The sequence below is a fragment of the Haliscomenobacter sp. genome (assembly GCF_041740695.1).
In the GTDB taxonomy this organism is placed as follows: domain Bacteria; phylum Bacteroidota; class Bacteroidia; order Chitinophagales; family Saprospiraceae; genus Haliscomenobacter.
Genome location: NZ_JBGSLK010000130.1, coordinates 12,498 through 35,130, shown reverse-complemented (window position 1 = coordinate 35,130; position 22,633 = coordinate 12,498). Strand labels below are relative to the sequence as shown.

General features: G+C 49.7%; 16 protein-coding genes. 9 read left to right on the top strand and 7 right to left on the bottom strand.

Annotated features, from left to right (window positions below; genetic code table 11):
* Positions 1–52 precede the first annotated feature (52 nt).
* The gene (locus tag ACEW9O_RS26005; RefSeq protein WP_373553150.1) at positions 53–766 is read left to right on the top strand and encodes an NUDIX domain-containing protein; all 714 of its coding nucleotides are present in this window, start codon (positions 53–55) and stop codon (positions 764–766) included.
* Positions 767–1,045: 279 nt separating this feature from the next.
* Here ACEW9O_RS26005 and ACEW9O_RS26000 read toward each other — a convergent pair whose 3' ends face one another.
* From ACEW9O_RS26000 to ACEW9O_RS25975, 6 genes are all read right to left on the bottom strand, one after another.
* Entirely contained in the window at positions 1,046–2,764 is a 1,719-nt protein-coding gene (locus ACEW9O_RS26000) for a GMC oxidoreductase (RefSeq protein WP_373553149.1), read from the bottom strand.
* Between the two features lie 166 nt (positions 2,765–2,930).
* Positions 2,931–3,539 (bottom strand): gluconate 2-dehydrogenase subunit 3 family protein, encoded by a 609-nt coding sequence (locus ACEW9O_RS25995; protein WP_373553148.1) that lies wholly within the window; start codon positions 3,537–3,539, stop codon positions 2,931–2,933.
* 168 nt (positions 3,540–3,707) lie between these two features.
* A complete protein-coding gene (locus ACEW9O_RS25990; protein ID WP_373553147.1) occupies positions 3,708–5,426 on the bottom strand; it encodes a GMC oxidoreductase in 1,719 nt (572 codons plus the stop codon).
* A gap of 158 nt (positions 5,427–5,584) precedes the next feature.
* On the bottom strand, positions 5,585–6,106 hold the full coding sequence (locus ACEW9O_RS25985; protein WP_373553146.1) for a gluconate 2-dehydrogenase subunit 3 family protein: 522 nt from the start codon (positions 6,104–6,106) through the stop codon (positions 5,585–5,587).
* A 184-nt stretch (positions 6,107–6,290) separates the two neighbouring features.
* Positions 6,291–6,908 carry a hypothetical protein gene (locus ACEW9O_RS25980; RefSeq protein WP_373553145.1) on the bottom strand — a complete coding sequence of 206 codons (618 nt, stop codon included), beginning with the start codon at positions 6,906–6,908 and terminating at the stop codon, positions 6,291–6,293.
* A gap of 79 nt (positions 6,909–6,987) precedes the next feature.
* Complete coding sequence (locus tag ACEW9O_RS25975) at positions 6,988–7,914, bottom strand: bestrophin family protein (RefSeq protein WP_373553144.1); 927 nt, start codon at positions 7,912–7,914, stop codon at positions 6,988–6,990.
* A gap of 219 nt (positions 7,915–8,133) precedes the next feature.
* Here ACEW9O_RS25975 and ACEW9O_RS25970 point away from each other — a divergent pair, with 219 nt between their 5' ends.
* From ACEW9O_RS25970 to ACEW9O_RS25955, 4 genes are all read left to right on the top strand, one after another.
* Positions 8,134–9,309, top strand: coding sequence for a Pycsar system effector family protein (locus tag ACEW9O_RS25970; RefSeq protein ID WP_373553143.1), 1,176 nt, complete (start codon positions 8,134–8,136; stop codon positions 9,307–9,309).
* Positions 9,310–9,480: 171 nt separating this feature from the next.
* Complete coding sequence (locus ACEW9O_RS25965) at positions 9,481–10,170, top strand: OmpA family protein (protein ID WP_373553142.1); 690 nt, start codon at positions 9,481–9,483, stop codon at positions 10,168–10,170.
* 132 nt (positions 10,171–10,302) lie between these two features.
* Entirely contained in the window at positions 10,303–11,367 is a 1,065-nt protein-coding gene (locus ACEW9O_RS25960; RefSeq protein WP_373553141.1) for a hypothetical protein, read from the top strand.
* Positions 11,368–11,446: 79 nt separating this feature from the next.
* Positions 11,447–12,436 carry an AAA family ATPase gene (locus ACEW9O_RS25955; protein WP_373553140.1) on the top strand — a complete coding sequence of 330 codons (990 nt, stop codon included), beginning with the start codon at positions 11,447–11,449 and terminating at the stop codon, positions 12,434–12,436.
* Between the two features lie 15 nt (positions 12,437–12,451).
* Here ACEW9O_RS25955 and ACEW9O_RS25950 read toward each other — a convergent pair whose 3' ends face one another.
* Positions 12,452–13,507, bottom strand: a complete 1,056-nt coding sequence (locus tag ACEW9O_RS25950) for an Rpn family recombination-promoting nuclease/putative transposase (protein ID WP_373553139.1) — start codon at positions 13,505–13,507, stop codon at positions 12,452–12,454.
* Between the two features lie 196 nt (positions 13,508–13,703).
* Here ACEW9O_RS25950 and scpA point away from each other — a divergent pair, with 196 nt between their 5' ends.
* From scpA to ACEW9O_RS25930, 4 genes are all read left to right on the top strand, one after another.
* Positions 13,704–15,842, top strand: a complete 2,139-nt coding sequence (gene scpA / locus ACEW9O_RS25945; RefSeq protein WP_373553138.1) for a methylmalonyl-CoA mutase — start codon at positions 13,704–13,706, stop codon at positions 15,840–15,842.
* Between the two features lie 176 nt (positions 15,843–16,018).
* Positions 16,019–17,296 (top strand): erythromycin esterase family protein, encoded by a 1,278-nt coding sequence (locus tag ACEW9O_RS25940; protein WP_373553137.1) that lies wholly within the window; start codon positions 16,019–16,021, stop codon positions 17,294–17,296.
* 244 nt (positions 17,297–17,540) lie between these two features.
* Positions 17,541–20,777: a SusC/RagA family TonB-linked outer membrane protein gene (locus ACEW9O_RS25935; protein ID WP_373553136.1), complete on the top strand. Its 3,237-nt coding sequence runs from the start codon at positions 17,541–17,543 to the stop codon at positions 20,775–20,777.
* Positions 20,778–20,800: 23 nt separating this feature from the next.
* A complete protein-coding gene (locus ACEW9O_RS25930) occupies positions 20,801–22,588 on the top strand; it encodes a RagB/SusD family nutrient uptake outer membrane protein (protein ID WP_373553135.1) in 1,788 nt (595 codons plus the stop codon).
* The last annotated feature ends 45 nt before the right edge of the window (positions 22,589–22,633 follow it).

Here is a 22,633-nt window from a genome sequence, read left to right as displayed (position 1 = left end):
GCTATTTTTGAAAAAATCCTATTACTTTTGAGAAAAACGTTTGTACGCCCTTATGCAGAAGACCTCTCCGCCCATTGCTACAGAACATTTACCCCATCTCGCCTTCGATTCGGTGATTTTTGGATTTTCTGGCACGCAGTTGAAAATCCTGATCATGGAATACCACAACACCAATATTTTTGCTCTACCGGGAGGTTTTGTACAAAAAAACGAACACTTGAATGATGCGGTAAGGCGTGGTTTGAAGGAGCGGACCGGGCTGGACAATATTCACCTGGAGCAGTTTTACACTTTTGGCGATGCTGATCGGAACAATGCAGAACCGATGCGGACCATTTTGGTCAACAATGGGCTTTCTCCGGAAAAATACCATTGGATGTTGGAGCGCTTCATCTCGGTGGCCTACTATGCCTTGATCAATTACCAGGATGTGGTGCCCCAGCCGGATGCCCTATCCGACTCTTGCCGTTGGTACTCCGTCAATGCTTTGCCGCCGCTGATGATGGATCACGCGCTGATCGTTGAAAAAGCCTTACAAACGCTGCGGGATAATCTGGATCGGAAATTGGCGAGGGGTAATCTATTGCCACCCAAGTTTACCATGAAAGAACTGCAACAAGCTTACGAGGCGATTTTAGGGACGAATCTGTTGCGCACTACTTTTCAGCGCCGGATGTTGAGCTTGAACTTGTTGGAACGGCATGAAAAACAATATTCGGGAGGGGCGCATAAGGCGCCGTATTTGTACAGTTTTATTAAGAGTTGAAAAAGATAAAGTTTGCTTTTGATCCAGGCTTGTAAAGTGCTGTCGCCCATGATTTCTTCTGCTGTTTTTTTGCCCATCAATACTTCTTGATAACCCCGATAATAAATGGGTTGCCCATCGTCCCATTCATAGATGAGCGAAGCAGGAACATCGTGAGCCAAAATGGCGGAGGCCCGGGTCATGTTGCAATTTATTTGTTCAAAGATAGTCCTTTTGACCTTTTAGCGCAAGTTGAAGTAAAGGGCAAGCAAGTAATGCATTCAACCAGCGGACTAGCCCCTACAAATTCCGCTTCTTCAACTCGCCCACCGCGTAATCCGCCGCCCTGGCCGTAAGCGCCATGTACGTCAGCGAAGGATTCACACAGGAAGCCGACACCATGCACGCCCCATCGGTCACAAACACGTTTTTGCAGGCGTGAACCTGGTTGTACTTGTTCAGCACCGAAGTTTTGGGATCGTGGCCCATGCGCGCAGTACCCATTTCGTGGATACCCAGGCCCATGTGCGTTTCCCGGTTGTAGGTCGTGATGTTTTTGAAGCCCGCTGCTTCCAACATTTCGGCACCAGCCACCATGATGTCGCGGCGCATCGCCAGGTCATTTTCGCTGAAGGCGGCGTCGAACACGATCATGGGGATGCCCCACTGGTCTTTTTTCTGGGGATCGAGGTAGATGCGGTTGTTGGGATCGGGCAGGATTTCGCCGAAACCACCGAAGCCGAGGGTCCAGCCGCCGGGCTCGGTCAGGCTTTTTTTGAACTCGGCCCCAAAGCCGTCCATACCTACCCCCCGGTTCCAACTGCTGCGGCTGGCACCACCCTGGTAGCCGAAGCCGCGCAGGTAGTCCTTACGTTGGTTGCCATCCCAGTTGCGGAAGCGGGGTATATATAGTCCCGTAGGGCGGGAACCAAAGTAATAATCGTCTTCAAAACCCTCCACGGTAGCGGTAGCACCCGAGCCCAGGTGGTGGTCCATCACGTTGCGGCCCAATTGTTCGCTGTCGTTGCCGAAACCGTTGGGGAAGCGGGTGGATTTGGAGTTGAGCATCAAGGCCGCCGAGTTCATTGAACCAGCGGTGACAAAGATGATTTTGGCAAAATAGTCGGTAACTGATTTGTCCACTTGATCGATCACCCGTACGCCCGTAGCCTTTTGTTTCTTTTCATCGAAAATCAAGGACTCTGCAATGGCGTTGTGGCGGATGGTCAGGCGTTTGGTTTGCGCCGCAGCCGGAATGGCCCCAGCCATCGAGCTGTAGTAACCGCCGTGTGGGCAGCCCCGGGAGCATTTGTTGCGGTACTGGCAGGAAGCGCGGCCCAGAGCGGTATGGATGGGTTGCGCCTGCGAGAGGTTGGCAATCCGGCCAATGGTCACCTTGCGGTTCAGCTTTTTCATCACCGCGTCTTTGAAATGTATTTCCGGTGGCAGCATGGCCATGGGTGGCAGGAAGTCGCTGTCGGGAATGATGTCCCAGCCTTCCTTTTGGCCACTGACGCCTACAAATTTTTCGATGTAGCTATACCAGGGGGCGATGTCTTCGTAACGAAGCGGCCAATCGATGCCGACCCCTTCCTTGGCGTTGGCCTCAAAATCGTGCTTCCCCCAGCGGTAAGTTTGGCGGCCCCAGTGCATGGATTTGCCACCGGTATGGTATGCCCGAATCCAGTCGAAAGGCCGTTTTTCGATGAAGGGATTTTGTTTGTCGTTGGTGAAAAAAGCGCCAGCTTCTTCGTTGGCGAGGGTGCCAAAGCGGTTGTTCGACCAGTATTCTTCAGCAGAGTTGATCGGCACCTTGCCGCGGTGTTCGAATTCCCAGGGGCCTTTGTTGGCGGTGTCGTAATCTTCAGGGTGTTTGATTTCGCGGCCGCGCTCCAGCATGAGCACTTTGAGGCCCTTTTGGGTGAGCTCTTTGGCGGCGATCCCCCCGGTCATCCCGGAGCCAATGACGATGGCGTCGTATTTATTGGCTTTTTGGGTGTTTATGTTGGTTTGGTTCATTGCGATTTGAGTTGTGGAGGTCACGGAGGAATTAATTCAAAAGCGGCGTTTTTTTAGCACAAAGGACCCAATCGAGGGCACAAAGGACCCAAAGTTGGATGTTGACGAGGGTTTGTTTTTCGGTGGCTAAAACTTGATGCGCTTTGAATGTTTCCAGGTGGCTTTGCTAATAGACAATGGTTTTTTGGCCGGGTTTGAGCTTGGTGAGCTCCAGTTTGCCGGGCGAAGGCACGTATTCGAAGGACGCTTTGATGCCGCCTTCGGAGGTGTAATAGCCCAACAGGGTCAGTTCCTTCATCAAGCGCCAGAATGGTAAGCCCAGTTTGACCGAATTCATGGCTTCCAGATCCTGGTTGTCGCCAAACTTGATGGTCTGGGAATTGTAGGCTTTCATTTGTTCCTTGGTCTTTTGCTCGATTTGTTTGAGCGTATCCGTTTTTTGCGCGGCGCTCAGTTGCAGGAATTTCAGACCTTCTAACTCCGTCAAACCCGCCATAAAACTGCGGTGCTCGGGTGCGTAGTAACAATCGTTGATCATCATTTCGATGAAGGCGGGTACACCTACATCCTTGGCCCCTACCGTATCGGTGCGGGGAATGATCATTTCGGCTACTTCAGCAATGATTTGTTTTTGTTGGGCCGACAAATTGAGTTTGTCGAGCAGGGTGGCCGCAGATGCAGCGTTTTCCCAACGTCCCAAGGCCATTAGCGTGGGGCCAGAGAGTGCGCCTCCGAGCAAGAGGCTTACTTTGGCTAATGCTTCTCGTCTGTGCATGATTATAGGTTGGAGTTGAGAACGGTTGAGGAAGGTTGAGAGGGTTGAGGAAGGTTGAGGCTGCCGCAGCGACGTACACACTTTCACACGCACACATCACACCCACACCCATTCTTGCGGTAGCCTCAACCTTCCTCAACCCTCTAAACCTTCTCAACTCCTCAACCATTACAAATTCTTCTTCTTCATCTCCTTCACCGCATAATCCGCCGCTCTGGCCGTCAGGGCCATGTAGGTCAGCGAAGGGTTTTGGGTGGAGGTGGAGGTCATACTGGCACCATCGGTCACAAAAACGTTTTTGCACTGGTGCAGTTGATTCCAGGCATTGAGCAAGGAGGTTTTAGGGTCTTTGCCCATCCGCGCACCACCCATCTCGTGGATGTCGAGCCCGGGCGTGCGGTTCGAATCGGAGGTACGGATGTTTTTGAATCCAGCCTTGGTGTACATTTCAGTCAACTGCTCAAAGAAGTCTTTGGTCATTTTGACGTCGTTGTCGTCGTAATCCACCGAAATGCGCAGTTGGGGAATGCCCCAGGGGTCGCGTTGGTCTTTATCCAAGGCCACGTAGTTGCTTTCCTTCGGTATGGTTTCACCCATCATGTGGGAACCGACCGACCAGAAGTCATTCATTTTGGGTTTCAGGATGCCCGTTTTGAGTTCCTCACCCCAGCCATTACGATCCTCTCTTTGGCCACGGTTGGCTCCAAAACCTGAGGCATAACCCCGCAAGAAGTCGGTTTCCTGTTTCAATAAATTGCGGAAACGGGGAATGTAGCCCGAATTGGGGCGACGACCATCCGTCGTTTTATCCAGGTGACCTTCGTAAGTTGCGTTGATGGTGGCGCGGTAGTTGTGAAAAGCGACGTATTTACCCAGCAAACCGCTGTCGTTGCCCAAGCCATTGGGGAAACGATTGGAGGTAGAATTGAGCAGGATCAGGTTGGTATTCAAGGCCGCCGCATTCACAAAGATGATTTTGGCGTAGTATTCCTCCATCTGCTTGGTGTTGCTGTCGATGATGCGTACACCTGTAGCCTTTTGTTTTTTCTCGTCGTAAATGATGGAATGCACCACCGAATCCGGGCGGAAGGTCATTTTGCCCGTTTTGGCGGCCCAGGGCAAGGTAGAAGCATTGCTGCTGAAGTAGCCTCCCAGGGGGCAACCCCGCTCACACAAGGTGCGGTTGGCACACTTGCTGCGGCCTTGCTCCAGGTGGATCGGTTGTGGTTGGGTGATGTGGGCACAACGCCCCATGATCATGGGGCGGGCACCGCCGTATGCTTTGGCCATCGACTCACTGAAGTATTGCTCCACACAGTTCATTTCGTGAGGAGGCAAAAACTCGCCATCGGGCAATTGGGGCAAACCATCGCGATTGCCACTGATACCCGCAAATTTTTCTACATAACTATACCAGGGCGCAATGTCGGCGTAGCGAATCGGCCAGTCCACGGCGAAACCGTCGCGGGCGGGGCCTTCAAAATCGAACTCCGACCAACGTTGGGTTTGGCGGGCCCAGAGCAGCGATTTACCGCCCATTTGGTAGCCCCGAATCCAATCAAAAGGTTTTTCCTGGATGTAAGGATGCTCGGCATCTTTGACAAAAAATTGCTCGGTGGCTTCGCCAAAGGCGTAACATTTGCTCACCACCGGATTGGCCTCGGCGACCCCAGTCTTGAGCTGGCCGCGGTGGGGGAGTTCCCAAGGGTGCAATTGGGCGGTGGGATAGTCCACCACGTGTTTGACTTCGCGGCCACGCTCCAGCACCAGCGTTTTTAGCCCCTTCCCGGTTAATTCTTTGGCTGCCCAGCCACCGCTAATGCCCGAACCGATGACGATGGCGTCGTAAGTGCGGCGTTTGATGGCTGCTATATTGAGATTTGACATTGTTGAGTGGTTTGAAAAGTTGAGAAGGTTGAGGGAGGTTGAGAAGGTTGAGGGAGGTTTAGGCTACCGCAGCGGCTTGGACATGACTATTGTCAAAATCGCTGCGGTAGCCTCAACCTTCCTAAACCTCCCTAAACCTTCCTCAACTCAATGAAAAACTATGCTTTCACCGGCACACAGCCATGATACCGCCCTGGGGCCATTTCGTAACCCGTCAGCTTGGTCATCACGTATTCCGAACTGAGGTAGCCTCGGATGGTGAGGTTTTTGGCCAAACGGGCGAAGCCCTGGTCGTCGGCATCAGCAGCTTTGGACATGGTGGTGATTACTTCCAGTTTTTGTTTGGGGGTGCAAGCCAGGTAAGATTTTCCGTAGGATTGACTGGCCATGGTTTCCACGCTTTTTAACCCTTTGGCAAAAACGTCGCGGCTTTTTTGGTCAAAACAATCCGCCAGCATTTTATCGATGAAGCGGTGCACTTCTAATTTTTTGGCCCCTGGCGTGTCGGTTTCTGGAATGATAGCTTCTACAATTTCAGCCAACAGTGCCTCTTCCAGACCTATAAAGTTGCTTTGAAACCCCTGCAAGGATTTCGAATTCCAGGCACTGGCCCAAGCAGGCAGTACCAGCATGCCCCCTACGGTGGCGGCCATGCCCTTGACGATTTGTCTGCGGTTCATGATGATTTGACCTTAGTATTTTGTCGATATAGACTTAAACAAATGGGGAATCCAACCATCTTAAGACGATCAAAATGAAGGCTACCCTTTTGCCGCACTAAAGTAACATTCTTTTTCTTTTTGCCTTTTGCAAAAGTGATATTATGGCAGGGGTGGGCAAAAACGAACAAAAGATCGGGTTGAACTACAATTCGCCAATTTCCCTACTCAGGTTTGTTCGGGCGACCTGTTCGTACAAACTAAAAAAATGCGCCGTTTTGAAGATGCGCTCCATGTTCAAAAAATGCTGCAAAACCTTCTTGCGCCCGGGTTTGTAGAGCAGGTCGGGATAAATGGCGTATTCCTGGCGCACTTGCAGGGTGTAGCTGTGGTAAGTTGGCCAATCTTGACCAAGTATGGCCAGGTCAGCATCGGTAAATAAATTGGTGTCCAAATCAGAACTTAGTGCATGGCTTTTGGTAGCCAGGATTTGCACTATACATTTTTCAATTCCTGCGGGCGGGTAAGGCAAGGCTTGTAGACGCTGTTTGGCCAGTTCTGCACTTTTTTCCTCATTGTCCTGACGGCGTACGTTGTACACAATGTCGTGGTAAAAAAGGGAAAACAGTACGGTATCCCAGTCGGTAATCTCGGCTTTCAGAGGAAGGAGCTGCTGCCACAACTGCTCCAGGTGCGTGAGGTTGTGGTAGTGGCGTTTTTTGCCACTGTAAGCTTTTTCAATTTCCAGCCAATGTGGTTCTATCACAGCAGCGTCCTGTGTATAGGTCTGGATTAAGGCAGTAAAAGTATCTTTGAGTAGCATGGTTGTTTAAGGTAGGAGTGTTTTTAGCTTTTCCTTGAGCTGTTCGCCTCTCATTCCTCGGGCAACAATATTACCATTTTTACATCACCTCCTCCACCTGACTTTTGATCCCCTGCACAATCCGTGAAAGTGGTAAATCATTGTCGTCACCACCAAAAGGGTCTTCAATTTCTTCGGCAATCAATTCCAGGCTGGCCAATACGTAGAATACAAAAGCTACAATGGGAATGATGAGGTAACCCAAATTAAACACATACCCAAAAGGCAGGGTCATGATGTAAATGAAGATGAATTTTTTGAGGAAAGTGCTGTAAGACCGTGGAATGGGCGTATAGCGAATGCGCTCACAACTGGCGCAAATTTCAGTAAAAGCTTGCAGCTCCGCATTGACAAACAGGACTTGCCCCCACTGTAGGCGTCCTTCGCGAAACATCCCTTGTAAATATTGGTGCATCAAGCCGATGTACTGATTGGGGATGTGTTTCTGGAAATCCAATTGGGTTTTAATGTCGTGCGGAAGGTTGTCCAAATCATCCATTTGCTCGGGTGCTTTTTTGTTCAGGTGCCGCAGCAAAACCACCGAATAGGCCGGAATCAAAATGCGGAAGTACTTCCGTTCGGGCGCATCTAGGGGGAACATGGCGGCCAGTTTGATGGCCAAATTTCGACTGTGTTGCACCTGTTGGCTCCACAAACGGCGGCCATCCCACCAGCGTTCATAAGCGGTGTTGGTGCGAAAAACCAGTAGAAAGGAAATCACAAAACCCAAAAGGGAATGCATCACGGATACGTTGCGCACATGACTGTTTTCATTGAGTTGCCAAACCTCTATTTCCAGATAAGCGACCAAGCCAGAATAGGCACTGACGAGCAAAATCAGGGGAAAAAGTTTGCGCACCGTATCCCCCTGATTGAAGCGGAATAAAAAAGTAAACCAGTGTTGGGGGCTGTTCGCGGCCATCGGGGCCGACAAGGCGTAATCGCTTTTAAGGCTGGTGTTTTCCATAGTATGTTAAATTCTCCTGGTATAAGAATATAAAATCGTGTTAGGGTGCTTATACGAAACTGTTGTCTAAAAGGTTTCAAAAATCGACCGATTGTCTAAAAAAAAGCTCCGCTGACCCAATTTTGTCGTCCTTTCACCTCGCAATAAACATATCTCACCGTTCACCATTCATCATTCATCATTAAATCTTTATCTTGGCGGGAAAAGTCTGCAACATCCATGGCCAAAAGTGCAATCATAATAGCTACAGAACAATTTGTCACCGAATTGCTGTCCAATAAATTGGATCCAAAGATTTGTTACCACAACCTTCAACACACCCTTTCCGTGCGCAATTCTGCAGTGCAGATTGCCTCACTGAGCGGAACCAGTCCAGAAGAACTGGAGCTGATTGAACTGGCTTGTTTGTTGCACGATGTGGGCATTACGGAGGTATACCAAAACCATGAGCCCGCCAGTGCCCGCATTGGTGCTGAATTTTTGCGGATTCAGGCTTATCCAGAGGAAAAAATCAAGGCTGTAGAAGCTTGTATCGCGGTAACCAATCCCGGTGCACGCCCCCAGGGTTTGTTGCAGGAAATTGTGCGCGATGCCGATTATGGCCATTTGGGCAGCGACGATTATAGCGAACAGTTGGACAATTTGCGCCTGGAATGGCGCGAGGTTCTGGGGCGTTGGGATGAAGACCAGGATTGGTACCAACTGAACCTCGATTTTGTCAAAAACCACGAATACTACACCCCCGCCGCCAAAATGATGTTTGTGGCGATGAAGGAACTGAACCGCAAAAAGCTAAAAAAATGGGTCAAGGAAGGGCGTAAATCAGGGGGAAATTCCGAAGCGAGCAGGGTTTCAATTGTGGAAAGCCGCAGTTCTCAAATGATGTTCAAAACCGCCTTGCGCAACCACATGGACTTGAGCAACCTGGCCGACAACAAGGCCAACATCATGCTTTCTGTCAATGCTTTGATCATTACCATTGCCATGCCCGTTTTGGTCAGCCAACTGCGCCAACACCCAGAGTACATCATTCCTTTTATCATGATTTTGGGCACTTGTTTGTCCTCCATGGTTTTTGCCACCCTGGCTACAGTGCCCATGAAAATGACTGGCCTCACCGATATGGACAGCATTAAGGCTGGCCGCTCCAATCTTTTCTTTTTTGGCAACTTTTACAGCATGTCTTATGCCGACTACAAATTGGGCATTCAGGAAGTGACTTCCAAAGAAGAAAACCTGGAAGACTCCATCATGCGCGACCTGTTTTTTCTGGGCAAATCCCTGGGGCGCAAGTACCGCCAACTTCGGATCTGTTACATCATTTTTATGATTGGTATGGTGGCCTCAGTAGGTGTGGCGGGTGCAGAATACTTGATTTTTTTTCTACAATCCTAAGACTGTAAGCCATTAACAAATTTTTATTCTGCGCGGATAAAAGTGTTATTGTTTTATTAAGCCTCGAAAAATTATGTCGCTTCGCCTTATTTTTTCGTCATAAAAAGGATTTTCGAGCTTGTTTAAGTTTTTTTGAACAAGCTCCGCTTAATAAACCAAATGAACAACACCATGCAGATCAAGCTCATGTTTTTAACCACCTTACGCAAAGCAGGGCCCATTTTTTTGTTGGCCTTACTCCTTCTCCATTCTTTTTCCTGCAACCGTACCGCTCAGGGCACGGCCGTCGGGGCAGCCGCTGGTGCCCTGGTCGGGGTATTGATTGCCAAAGGAGGTGACAATGCCAAGGGTATCCTCATTGGGGCTACTGTGGGGGGTATTGCCGGGGCCATCATCGGCAGTTACATGGACAAACACGCCAGAAAGTTGAAACAAGACCTGGGGCAAAGTGCAGAAGTAGAACGCGTCGGGGAATCGATCCTAGTCACTTTTGACTCGGGCATCATGTTCGATGTAGACTCTTATGGGCTCAAAGCCGCCACGCGTGCCAACCTCGACAAAATGGCCGAAACCATGAAGGAATACGACAAAACCGAAATCATCGTCATGGGCCATACCGATGCTACAGGGAGCGATGAACACAACCAAAAATTGTCGGAAAATCGGGCAGCTGCGGTTTCACGTTTTTTGCAGGAAAATGGCATAACGGCAAAACGGGTAACCACCAAAGGTTTTGGCGAACAAAAGCCGGTAGCTTCGAATAACAGCGTTTCCGGCCGGGAGCAAAATCGCCGGGTAGAGATTGCCATTGTAGCCAGTAAGGCTTTGGTGGAATCGGCGAAGACGGATGCGAAGAAATAAGTAAGCTTAGATAAAAACTGGAGAGGAAGCCACTAAAGATGGGGCTTTCTCCCCAGTCATTTACCAAATTTACCACATTATAAATCTTAAAAAATAGTAGTTTTACGATAATTACCATGCATTAAAAGCCACATGACCCAAGCCCAACAAGACAAAATCCGCAAACTGCTCGCCGAAGCCGAGCTGGAGAAAGCACTCGCGGAGTGGGTTCAAGGGGTGGACAATGCCGATGTAGAACTGTTTAAAACAGCTACTGCCTTACAATCGCGCTACAGTCGGCTTGAAATCAGCAAAGCCAAGGGCATCATCAGTCAGGATGCCTACAACCTGGAATTCAACCAAATTCAGGATTCCCTCCTGGACTTGCTCAACAACCAAAGCCAATCTAATCTTTTACACCTGCACCACAGCTATACCTGCGACCGCAGCCCCCAAACCCAAGCCATTAACGCTCAATTGCAAGCCAAGCCCGAGGAAAGAGTCCAGTTTTTTTACCTCTACGGCGGAGACTTGCATTTGCACGCGGGAATGTTTCGGCGCATTGTGATGGACTTAGAAGGGCGCAACCTGGATTACCTCCATGCCGGATTGGCCAGTGCCTGCAAGGTCAAAGCCATCGAGATTACTTTTGAAGGTTACGAACCTCTGGAGGATTACAAAACGGAGTTACTCAAGGGGCTTTTTGCCGCTTTTGCGCTACAACCGAATCAATTGGGGCCTCTATTGAGCCGCAGATTGAGCGATATCCTGCAAGCCAGCCCGCAATTGCGCGACCTGGGCGGCAGTGACTACGTTTGTGTGTACATCAACATCGATAAATATTCCTGGTTTTCCGATCATACCCCGGAGGCTGCCCGTTGGTTTATGGACGAGTTTTGCAGTTCCCCCATTGGGGCCAATCAGCCACGGTTGTTGTTTTTCTTTTCGGTGGAATTTGAAGAAGAGGACGCCGATCTGGCCAACGACGTACGCGACAAGGTGGACGACAACCCGAAAATCCAGGCCTTGCCCGAACTCAATAAAGTGGCCATTGCAGACATTGACCGTTGGCTGGGCAAATACAAAAAAATTCAACCCGATCCGCGCGAACGCAAGAAGATCTTGCAAGAGCGTTTCCCTGGCTCGGAGCACTACATGATTGATGTGCAAGAGGCTTTGCAGGAATTGATTAAAAGCTATAACGATAAGTTGAGTTGAGGGAGGTTGAGTCTCCGGCGCTTCGGCTACGCTCAGCGACCGGAGACTCAACCTCCCTCAACCTTCTCAACCTGAGCATATGAAACTCAAAATCCAAGATTACCGCCGCAAACCCTTTCACCCCAGCCAATACGTACTGGACGAAGGTTTGCAGTATGCTGTGGAATTGGCCATTGCGCTGGGGCAGCCCCTTTTGTTGACGGGTGAACCGGGCACTGGCAAGACCAAACTGGCCTACAAAGTGGCCTATGATTTGGCCCAGGATAAGTCAGCTGGCGTGCAGTTTTTAGCGGAACCTCTGAGTTTTTATACCAAAACGACTTCGGCAGCACGGGACCTGTTTTATACCTACGATGCCTTGGGGCACTTCCAATCGGCCAATATCAAGCGGGAAGATGGCACTGCACTGGCCAAAACCGGAGATTTTATCGAGTTGCAAGCCCTGGGCAAAGCCATTGCCCTGAGTTACCCCAATGCCAATGAACACGGGCATTTATTGGGCAGCCTCTTGGTAGATGGCCCACGTAGTACGGTCGTGTTGATTGATGAAATCGACAAAGCGCCCCGCGACTTCCCCAATGACATCCTGAACGAGATTGAAAACCTGGATTTTCGCATCAAGGAACTGGACAACCGCGAGTTCAAACACCACGATAGCCAACGCATCGTGGTGATCATGACCAGTAATTCGGAAAAAAACCTGCCTGATGCCTTCTTGCGGCGTTGTGTGTTTTACCATATTCCTTTTCCACCCTCAGATCAACTATTCGCCATTGCCAAAACCCAACTGGGGCTGGACGAGCAAATCAGTCCTCAACAGGAAAAAGTACTGACCAAACTGATCGAATATTTCTACAAAGTACGCGAAGTGGCCGTACGCAAACCACCCGCCACAGCCGAGTTGATTGCCTGGCTCAACATGATGGGCCTGCCCATGGATGTTCCTACGGAAGATTTAAAAGACTTGCAGCCGCTACTGCTGCGCAACCTGTCTTTGTTGGTCAAAACCCGGGAGGATTTGAACGCGATTCGGAAGTGGATGAATGAGGGCTTTGTGGATTGGGTGTAAGGAAATTAATTAACGCTATTCTGCTGAATTTTTCTGGGCAATCAGTGCTTCAATGTAATCGACTTCTCGGTTGGTCACTATTGCTATTTCTGCAATAGGGAGCTGGGCAGTCTCAAAGAGGTAGAGAATGACATTGTTTAATCTTTGGCGCTCTTCTTCTGCTCTTGAGCGCTCTTCCTCTGCCCTTGAGCGCTCTTCTTCTGCTCTTAGATGCTCTTCTTCTGCTCTTTGGCGTTCTAATTGCTCGCGTTGAAGTGCTTTCTCCAGCATGATATGGCTGACTTCTCTTTCTCTCTTTCGACCTTCTTCCAAGATCATCTCATAAGTGCTCATTGCAGTTTGGTTTAAAACGCTTGGTAAGGTTTTGATGAACGTTTGAATTTTTTCTTGAGCAAGTTCGGTGTTTTTCAAAAAATATGCAAGTATCGCCACAATGAAGTCACGAGGACTTCCCGGTTCGGTAAGGTTAACAAAAATCACTTGTGGATTATGCAAAATATATTCTGGGGTATGAATGTGCTTTAACATCAAAAAAGCATTGACCAAAAGTCCCTTCCCTAAAGCTAGGATTTGAGCATCGCTCATTGCAGTTACATGGGTAAAGATATAGTCAAATTCTGGCAAATATGCTTTAAAGCTTTCAGGAATCTGCTCTCCAAAGTAACTGGATAAGTCACGGTGATGCCAGTTTTCTTCGCCGTGGTAAATGATGATGGGGACAATCAAGGTTAGGTCTTTTTTTTGCTTTAACTGTTCCTCCCAACTGTCAAGCATATAGCGGAGCAACTGCAAATGTGGCCTGGATTCAGGGCTGCTTTTGTGTTCCAAAATAAAAGAAACCATGACCTGTTTTTCACTATCTAGCAAAGGACATTGATAGGCTACATCGGAAAAGAACTCCCTCAATGATGGTGACACGAAGGATCCATTGATGCGTTTAATTTTTCTTAAGTCCAACTTTTCCAATAAAGCAGCTGGAAGCATTTTTTGAAGATAATCTAATGCTACATCCTTCTGACTAAATGCAGCTTTGAAGAATTCGTCGTGTGGTTTGGAGGGCTTTTTAGGCATAGGGTAAAATTTGGTCAAAAATAAATAAAAAGTTTTAAATTTAAAAAATTATTTAATTTTTGATTTAATTTCAACCCTGCTGCAAAAAGTCACCCCCTCCCAATCCATACCCTCACTTTGCTTTCCACCCAAAATAGCTTAATTTGCCACTTGAATCTTTAGATTTTCTATTCATAAAGTCTATCAACCCAGCCCTATGGCGCGCCCTGATTTTCGCAATATTCTACTCGATCTCAACCTGGGAGGAGCCAATCCCCCTGAGGAAGGTACTGAACCCTGGCAAAGTCCGGAAAAAATAGCCGTCAAATCTGCTTACGGCCCCTCCGACTTAGAGGGAGTACAACACCTGAACTACGCGGCAGGTATTCCACCTTTTTTGCGCGGCCCCTATGCCAGCATGTATACCATTCGCCCCTGGACCATCCGGCAATACGCGGGGTTTTCTACTGCCGAAGAAAGCAATGCCTTTTACCGCCGCAACCTGGCTCAGGGCCAAAAAGGGCTCTCCGTAGCTTTTGACCTGGCCACCCACCGCGGTTACGATTCCGACCACGAGCGGGTACAAGGCGACGTGGGCAAAGCGGGCGTCGCCATCGATTCGGTGGAGGACATGAAAATCCTTTTTGACCAAATCCCTTTGGCAGAAATGTCAGTTTCCATGACCATGAATGGCGCGGTGATTCCCATTATGGCCTTCTATATTGTTGCTGCGGAAGAACAAGGGGTCAGTCCGGCGCAACTGAGTGGCACCATCCAGAATGACATCCTGAAGGAATTCATGGTGCGCAACACCTACATTTATCCACCCGAACCTTCGATGCGCATCATTGCAGATGTTTTTGCTTACACGGCCCAACACATGCCCAAGTTCAACTCCATTTCCATTAGTGGTTACCACATGCAGGAAGCAGGTGCACCTGCCGATCTGGAGCTGGCTTACACCTTGGCCGATGGCTGGGAATACCTGCGTGCGGGTATCCAAGCCGGGCTGGATGTGGATGATTTCGCGCCACGTTTGTCCTTCTTTTGGGCAATCGGCATGAACCATTTTATGGAAATTGCCAAACTGCGTGCCGGGCGATTGTTGTGGTCCAAAATTGTACAGCAGTTCAACCCCAAAGACGCCAAGTCGATGGCGCTGCGCACCCACTGCCAAACATCGGGCTGGAGCCTCACCGAACAAGATCCTTTCAACAACGTGGGTCGCACCACGATTGAGGCATTGGCAGCAGCCTTAGGTGGCACCCAATCTTTGCACACCAACTCCCTGGATGAGGCAATCGCTTTGCCCACCGATTTTTCGGCCAAAATTGCCCGCGACACCCAAATTTACCTGCAAAAAGAAACCGACATCTGCAAAGCTGTCGACCCTTGGGCGGGCAGCTACTACGTGGAATACCTCACTGACCAACTGGTGAAACGCGCCTGGGCCCTGATTGAAGAAGTCGAGGAACTGGGCGGTATGGCCAAAGCCATTGAAGAAGGCCTGCCTAAATTGCGCATCGAAGAAGCCGCTGCGCGCAAACAAGCCCGCATTGACAGTGGCAAAGATCAAATCGTTGGGGTGAACGTCTTCCGCCTGGAACAAGAAGCCCCCATGGATACCTTGGAAATAGACAATGGTGCCGTGCGGGATGCCCAAATCCGCCGCTTGCAAGAGACCAAAAACAAGCGCGATGAAGCCGCTTGTCAAGCCGCGTTGCAAGCCTTGAAACAATGTGCAAAAACTGGCGAAGGCAATCTACTGGCACTGGCCATCACCTGCGCCCGCCTACGCGCTACCCTGGGTGAGATTTCGAGCGCAATGGAAGACATTTTTGGCCGCTACACCCCCGTAACCCGGGCCATTTCCGGGGTATACAGCAGTGAAGCCAAGAGCGATATTGATTTTCACGAAGCACAGGAACTGGCCGATCAATTCGCTGAATTGGAAGGTCGCCGCCCCCGCATCATGATTGCCAAACTGGGGCAAGACGGCCACGACCGCGGTGCCAAAGTAATCGCCAGCAGTTTTGCCGATTTGGGCTTCGATGTGGACATTGGCCCCTTGTTCCAAACCCCTGCGGAAGCTGCCCGACAAGCGGTGGAAAACGACGTACACATCCTGGGCATCTCTTCCCTGGCGGCGGGCCACAAAACCCTGGTGCCCCAAACCATCGCCGAATTGGCCAAACTGGGCCGCGACGACATCATGGTGGTGGTTGGTGGGGTGATTCCGGCACAAGATTATGCCTTTTTGTACGCGCAAGGGGTAGTGGGGGTATTTGGTCCCGGCACAAAAATTTCCAAGGCTGCTGCTGCTTTATTGAAGTTGTTGATGGAGATGGTAGCGTAAGGTTTAGGGAAGTTGAGGAAGGTTGAGAAGGTTTAGGCTGCCGCGAGCGACTTAGACAAGGACATTGTCAAAATCGCTCGCGGTAGCCTAAACCTTCTCAACTTCCCTAAACCTTCTCAACCCTCGCCTTTCATAAGTCTTTATTTTGTCCTATATTTCCGGAAAATGAACACCAAATGATGCGTCTTTTCCTCTCCCTGGGTCTATTGTTGTTGTTTATCCTGCCCCAATTGTCTTGCCAACGCGCTGGTCAGGAGTTGAAATGGTTGAAAAAAAACAGCATCCCCATTGCCAGCGTCGATGGAAATGACTTCAGCGATCTGGCTTTTTTGCAGGAAAAACTCGAAGACATTCGACTGGTGCAAATTGGGGAAAGTTCGCACGGCGCGGCGGAATTTTACCAGCTCAAAACCCGCTTGGTAGAGTACCTCCATCAAGAAATGAACTTCGATGTGTTGGTCATCGAGGGTGGCTTTGGCGACATTAACTTGGCTTGGCTGCATCAGGAGGACCAAGATGCCAAGAGCCTGATGTACAATTCCGTGTTTGGCAATTTCCGCGCTGAAGAAATGCTGCCACTTTTTGAATACGCCAAAACCCAAGCTAGGGGGGATCGCCCACTCGCGCTGGCTGGCCCCGATTGCCAGTCTTCTTCCAATTATTTCAACAACTTCCTAATCGACTTCCTGCGCAAGTACAACACCGAACTTTCCCGCGATGTGGAGTACAATTTCATGACGACCTCCCTCCTCTACGGCCTCATTCCCGACAGCACCCAACTCATCGCTGCAATTCGAACCAACGAGCGGGTCATCAATCGGGTTTTGGATTTTTTGGAAAACAACGAAGCCAAAATCCGGGAAGATTTTCCTCAAAAACCGCTCCTCGCCGCCTTCACCCGCCGGGCCCTGGAAAACTACCTGGAATACTGGGCACTCGACTACCGCGCCATCCGGCTCCAGCAACAATTTGCACTACGCGACCGCATCATGGCCGAAAACCTGATGTGGCTGGCCGATGTGGCTTACCCCAATCAGAAAATCATCTACTGGGCGCACAATGCCCACATCGGCACCGAAAGCAATTCGGTGGACATCTTTGGCAAACCCCTCAAAATGCAAGGCAATTACGTCGCCGATCGTTTTGGCAAGCAGGTGTACAACATCGGCTTGTACGCCAGTGGTGGCGAGCTATTCCGCCACTGGATGCGCGATGTGCAACCCTTCAAAGATGACAGCATCGGGGGCATTGGTGAACGTTTTGGCCGCTTGCCCAAGGCGATCAATTTCCTGGAGTTGCGCGGGCAACAGCCGGGTAAGGGCAAGGATTGGTTGTTCAAACCGCTGCCCGCTTTTGAGTTGGAAAGTGGGGGTAAGATTCTGTTTACGCCGACTAAGAAGTATGATGCGCTGATTGTAGTGAAAAAGGTGAAGGGGCCGAAGTTTTTTGAGTAGTACTAAACCTCATATATATCAGTTCCTATTTTATTTTTTGTCTTTTTGAAAAAAAATTCCGTATCAAGTAAGTGTCCCGTTTAAAAATTCCGTCAATAAGATAGATTATAGAATATCCTCTCGAAAACAGACAAAAATACCCAACAAGTTATACTGCCTTGAACTTGTCAATCATTCGTTTGCAAAACGCTGAACGCACACCATTTTACGAAACCATATTGTTTTAAATCAAATTGTCGGTGTTATGAACAGTAAAAACAACTTTAACCTATCGGCATTTACGCTATGCTTGCTCGTAGCAGTTGTGGGTAGCCCCCTTCTGCTTTTGGGCAACAAGGCTCATTTTTCGCTCGATCCCCCTCGCCTCACCGTAAAGGGTAAGGTTACCGATGCAGATGGAGAAGCCCTGGTAGGGGTTTCCATCCTGGTGAAAGGGACTACTCAAGGTACCGTCACTGAACTGGACGGTGCCTATTCGATTGAAGTGGACGAAAACAGTACACTGGTATTTTCTTACACTGGCTTTTTGACCCAGGAAATTGCAGTGGCCAACCGCAGCTCGATCAACATCGTGATGGCCGCCAATTCCAAGTTACTTGATGAAGTAGTGGTAGTAGGTTATGGTACTCAAAAGAAAGTGAACCTGACGGGGGCTGTCGCTTCCATAACCAGCGAAGAGCTGGCCCAACGACCCATTGTCAGTGTAGGCCAGGGCTTGCAAGGACTCATTCCCAACCTGAACATTAACATCCGGAATGGTGACCCCACTACCGCAGCCGACTTCAACATCCGCGGCTTCGAATCCATCAATGGTGGATCCCCACTGATTCTGGTCGACGGAGTCCCGATGGCCTTGGAGCGGATCAACCCGAACGATATCGCCAGTGTGAACGTATTGAAAGACGCCTCAGCAGCAGCGGTTTATGGAGCGCGGGCGGCTTTTGGCGTGATCCTGGTAGAGACCAAAAAAGGCAAGACGGGTAAAGTTAACATCCAACTTTCTACAGAATTATCCGCGGCCAAGCCCATTTTAAATATAGATCCCGTGAACGATCCGTACCAGTTTGTCTTGGCTCGCAATCAAGCCAACATTCGCACCAACGGCAATCCTTCTTACAACCCGGATTTTGTAGCAGGCACCAAAGCCTACTCCGAAGGTACAGGGCCAGCATGGGGTGTTGTAAATGGGGTATTGCAACACTATGGATTCAATAATTATCAGAATAGCCTGGTGACTGATTTGGCGCCACAGCAAAAGTACGACCTCAGTGTTTCGGGCGCTACGGATAAGGCTTCCTTTTATGTATCCCTTGGCTTGTTGAACAAGGACGGGTACCTCAAACACGACAACAATGAAAATTTCAAACGCTACAATGGTCTGGTGAAAGCGGAGTTTAAAGTCAACAATTGGTTGAGCCTTGACGAAAAAGTGGTGTTCAATACCCAACTCAATGATCAACCCCACTTTTACAACTGGGACGTGAACATCAATACCTTAGCCAGGGTTGATCCCATCCGCCCGATCGCGTTTCCCGACCTGGAATATTACCTCACGCCGGGGGACCGCGACCAGTTTTCACAATACATCGGCATGTATTTTGGTACCTTGAACTTCTTCCCCTATCTGGAACAAGGTGGCCGTGAAACCTTTACCGCGAATGACCTATGGTTGACCCAAGGCATTACCCTGACCCCATTTAAAGGACTAAAAATAAGGGGGGATTATTCCTACAACAACTTTCACCGTTCCTACGAGGATGTAGCCAGTAAGGTCAATGTACTCGAAAACCAGGATTTGGTAGCGGGTATTCGCGTCGGCAATGGCTTCAGCGGCGACGACTTTATTACGAACCGCAGCGATTACAACCAATATTCTGTTTTGAATGCCTATGCTGAATATTCGATCGACCCCTCGCCCAGTCATTCTATCAAAGCCATGGTTGGCTTTAATCAGGAATGGGGGCGCAACCAGTGGCATCAGGCAACGGCCAGATCTTTGATCACGCCACTGGTACCCGACATCAACGCAACGACGGGCGCTCAGCAAACCTTTGGCGGTAAATCGCATGTGGCCTTGCGAGGAATGTTTTATCGCTTCAATTACATTTTTAAGAACAAGTATTTATTCGAAGCCAATGGTCGTTATGACGGAACTTCCCGCTTCCCCAGCGAAGACCGTTTCGGGTTTTTTCCTTCCTTTTCTGCGGGATGGCGGATTTCGGAAGAACCATTTATGGCTGGAACCAGAAAATTTGTGGACAACCTGAAAGTTCGGGCTTCTTATGGTACGTTGGGCAACCAGTTGTTGGGTAACGATTTTTATCCCTACATCTCCACGATGGGCATCAGCACCTCTCCGTTCATGTTGTCGTCGGGGAATCGTTCACCTTACGTATCTCCCGCCGGACTGGTCAGTCCTACCTTGACCTGGGAAACGGTAGTATCTCAAAACCTGGGTATCGACTTTACCGTACTTGACCAACGCTTGGATGCTTCGTTTGACATTTACACCCGGGAAACCAAAGACATGTTGACCAACGTGGAATACCCGGCCATCCTGGGTACTAACGCCCCCAGATCCAATGCTGCTGACCTTAAAACCTCGGGTTGGGAAACCTCTGTAACCTGGAGAGACAAGATCGCGCAGAACTGGAAATACCGCATTACACTGGCCTTATCGGACTGGCAAAGCGAAATCACCAAATACGATAATCCTACCGGCGCTTTGTCCGAACGGTATGTGGGACAAAAGATCGGCGAAATTTGGGGATATGAAACCGTCGGCATCTTTCAAACCATTGAAGAAGTGGCTGCTTCCGCCAACCAATCCAGATTGGGTGCCAACTGGCGGCCCGGCGATGTTCACTACGCTGACCTTGACGGCGATGGCATCATCAGCCCAGGCAACAATACCTTAGCTAACCCAGGTGACCGCAGAATCATTGGCAATGCTACGCCAAGATATAGCTTCGGCGTAAATCTTGACTTGAGTTACAAAGGGTTTTCCTTACGCACGTTCTTCCAGGGTGTTGGCAGACGCGACTATGCGCCTTCAGATGGCAACTGGACCTGGTTCTACCCATACAATGCTGGCCACGTGGAATGGTACTACATTACCGATACCTGGACGGAGGAAAACCGCGATGCTTATTTTCCCGCTGCACACATCTCTACCAACACCAAGCAAAATGTGCAGACCCAGTCGCGTTACCTCCAGAACGCCAGTTATGTCCGTTTGAAAAACGTGACGCTGAGTTATGATTTTCCTCAAAATATGTTGCAGAAAGTAGGAATTGGTGGGGCGCAGGTTTACATGGCTGGGATGAACTTGTGGGAATACTCCAAAATCCGCAAACCTTTGGACCCTGAATCCTTGCACACCAGTGTCTTCAACGACCAGTACTCTGGTTTGAATTCCGATGGAGCAGTAGAATACCCCATGCAACGGATTTTCTCCTTTGGTGCCAACATCACTTTTTAACCATCATTTAAATACCAGATAAGATGAAAAATAAACGATTAATATATCCTCTATTCGTGGTGGTGGTTTATCTTTTTACCAGCTGCAACGACGAGTTCCTGGACCGAACTCCATTGGACCGAATCAGCAATGAAACCTTCTGGAATTCCGAAAACGACCTGCGGGTGTACAACAACGGCCTTTACCACCTTGCCGCCGTTGACGACAACAACGTATCCATCATGATGGGGCACGACGATGGCTTCGAGAGTCTAAAATACGGCATCTGGTACATTGATGAATACTCCGACAATATTGCGCCGAGGCATTCGCGCCATTTGGCTTATCAACAGCTTCGGTCTGGCAAACACACCGTGCCTTCGAGTGCTGGTGGCGATGGTCAGTGGTACGGTTACAAAGGCTGGAATTTTGTTCGAGCTGTCAATATTGGCCTGGACAATTACAACAAAGCCAAAATTCCTCAAGCCACCATCGACAGATATGCCGGTGAGGCTCGCTTGTTCAGGGGCTGGTTTTATGCGGATAAAGTTGCCAAATTCGGCGATGCCCCCTGGGTCGATCACGAATTGACGGTGGATTCCGAAGAACTTTATGCCGCCCGTACACCCCGGGAAGAGGTGATGGACAATGTTTTGGCCGACCTCACTTTTGCTACCGAAAAAATTCCTGCCAACTGGGGCGATGGTGCTGGTCCAGGCCGGATGAACCGTTGGGCAGCTCTGTTAATAAAATCCCGGGTATGTTTGTTTGAAGGTACCTGGAGAAAATACCACGGCGGCTCCAATCCCGAAAAATGGCTGCAAGAAGCGGCGACGGCGGCCAAAGAAATCATTGAAAAAGGGCCTTACAAACTGTACAGCACCGGCACCCCTAGCCGCGACTACAATGCCATTCACCGCATTCAGAATGACCTAACTGGCGTTGCGGAAGTCATGTATTGGAGAAGGTATCAACTTGGGGTGTTTACCAACCATGTACAAAGTTACCATCGGGAATACAATGGTGGTGCCACCAAAAGTATGGTCGAAGACTACCTCTGCACCGATGGGCTTCCGATTTCTTTGTCTCCACTTTATAAAGGGGATGCCAAGATTGAAGACGTCTTTGAAAACCGCGATCCCCGCTTGCGGCAAACCATCCTGCATCCCGACGACGTAAAATTCTACGCCTTCGGCAACAATGATACCCGCCCCTACCCACGTCTGGCTGGTATGGACGGAGGCATGCCCAGCGAAACGGGTTACCACATCATCAAAGTGTACGACAACAACACCGCTTATGCCACCTACAATATTTCCAACACGCCCGCCATTACCATGCGCTTTGGCGAGGCTTTGTTGAACTACGCCGAAGCTGTGGCGGAGTTGGGCACCATTACCCAAGCAGACCTGGATCTCACCATCAACAAGCTGCGCAGCCGGGTGGGCATGCCCAGTTTGAACATCGGTAGTGTACCCGTGGATCCCCGTTACGTGAATGACGGCGTTTCGCCACTCATCGTAGAAATCCGCCGCGAGCGCCGCATCGAATTGTTCATGGAAGGTTTCCGTTACGACGACCTTCGGCGTTGGAAGCAAGGCAAAAAACTGGAAGTACCCTCCTACGGCATCCGCTGGGACGACGCTGCCAAAGCGCGGTATCCGAAGGCCAACGTGAAGTTCAGTCTGGTCAACGGAGTCCCTTACATCAATGTGTACCTGGGTACCGACTTTGCCACGCCAGTATTCGATGAAGCCAAACATTACTTGTGGCCGATACCCTTGAACGATTTGTCGCAAAACCCGGCCATTAAGCAGAATCCGGGCTGGTGATCCCTTTTTCCTGTTCCATCTCGGTTTAGCAGAGATGGAACAGGT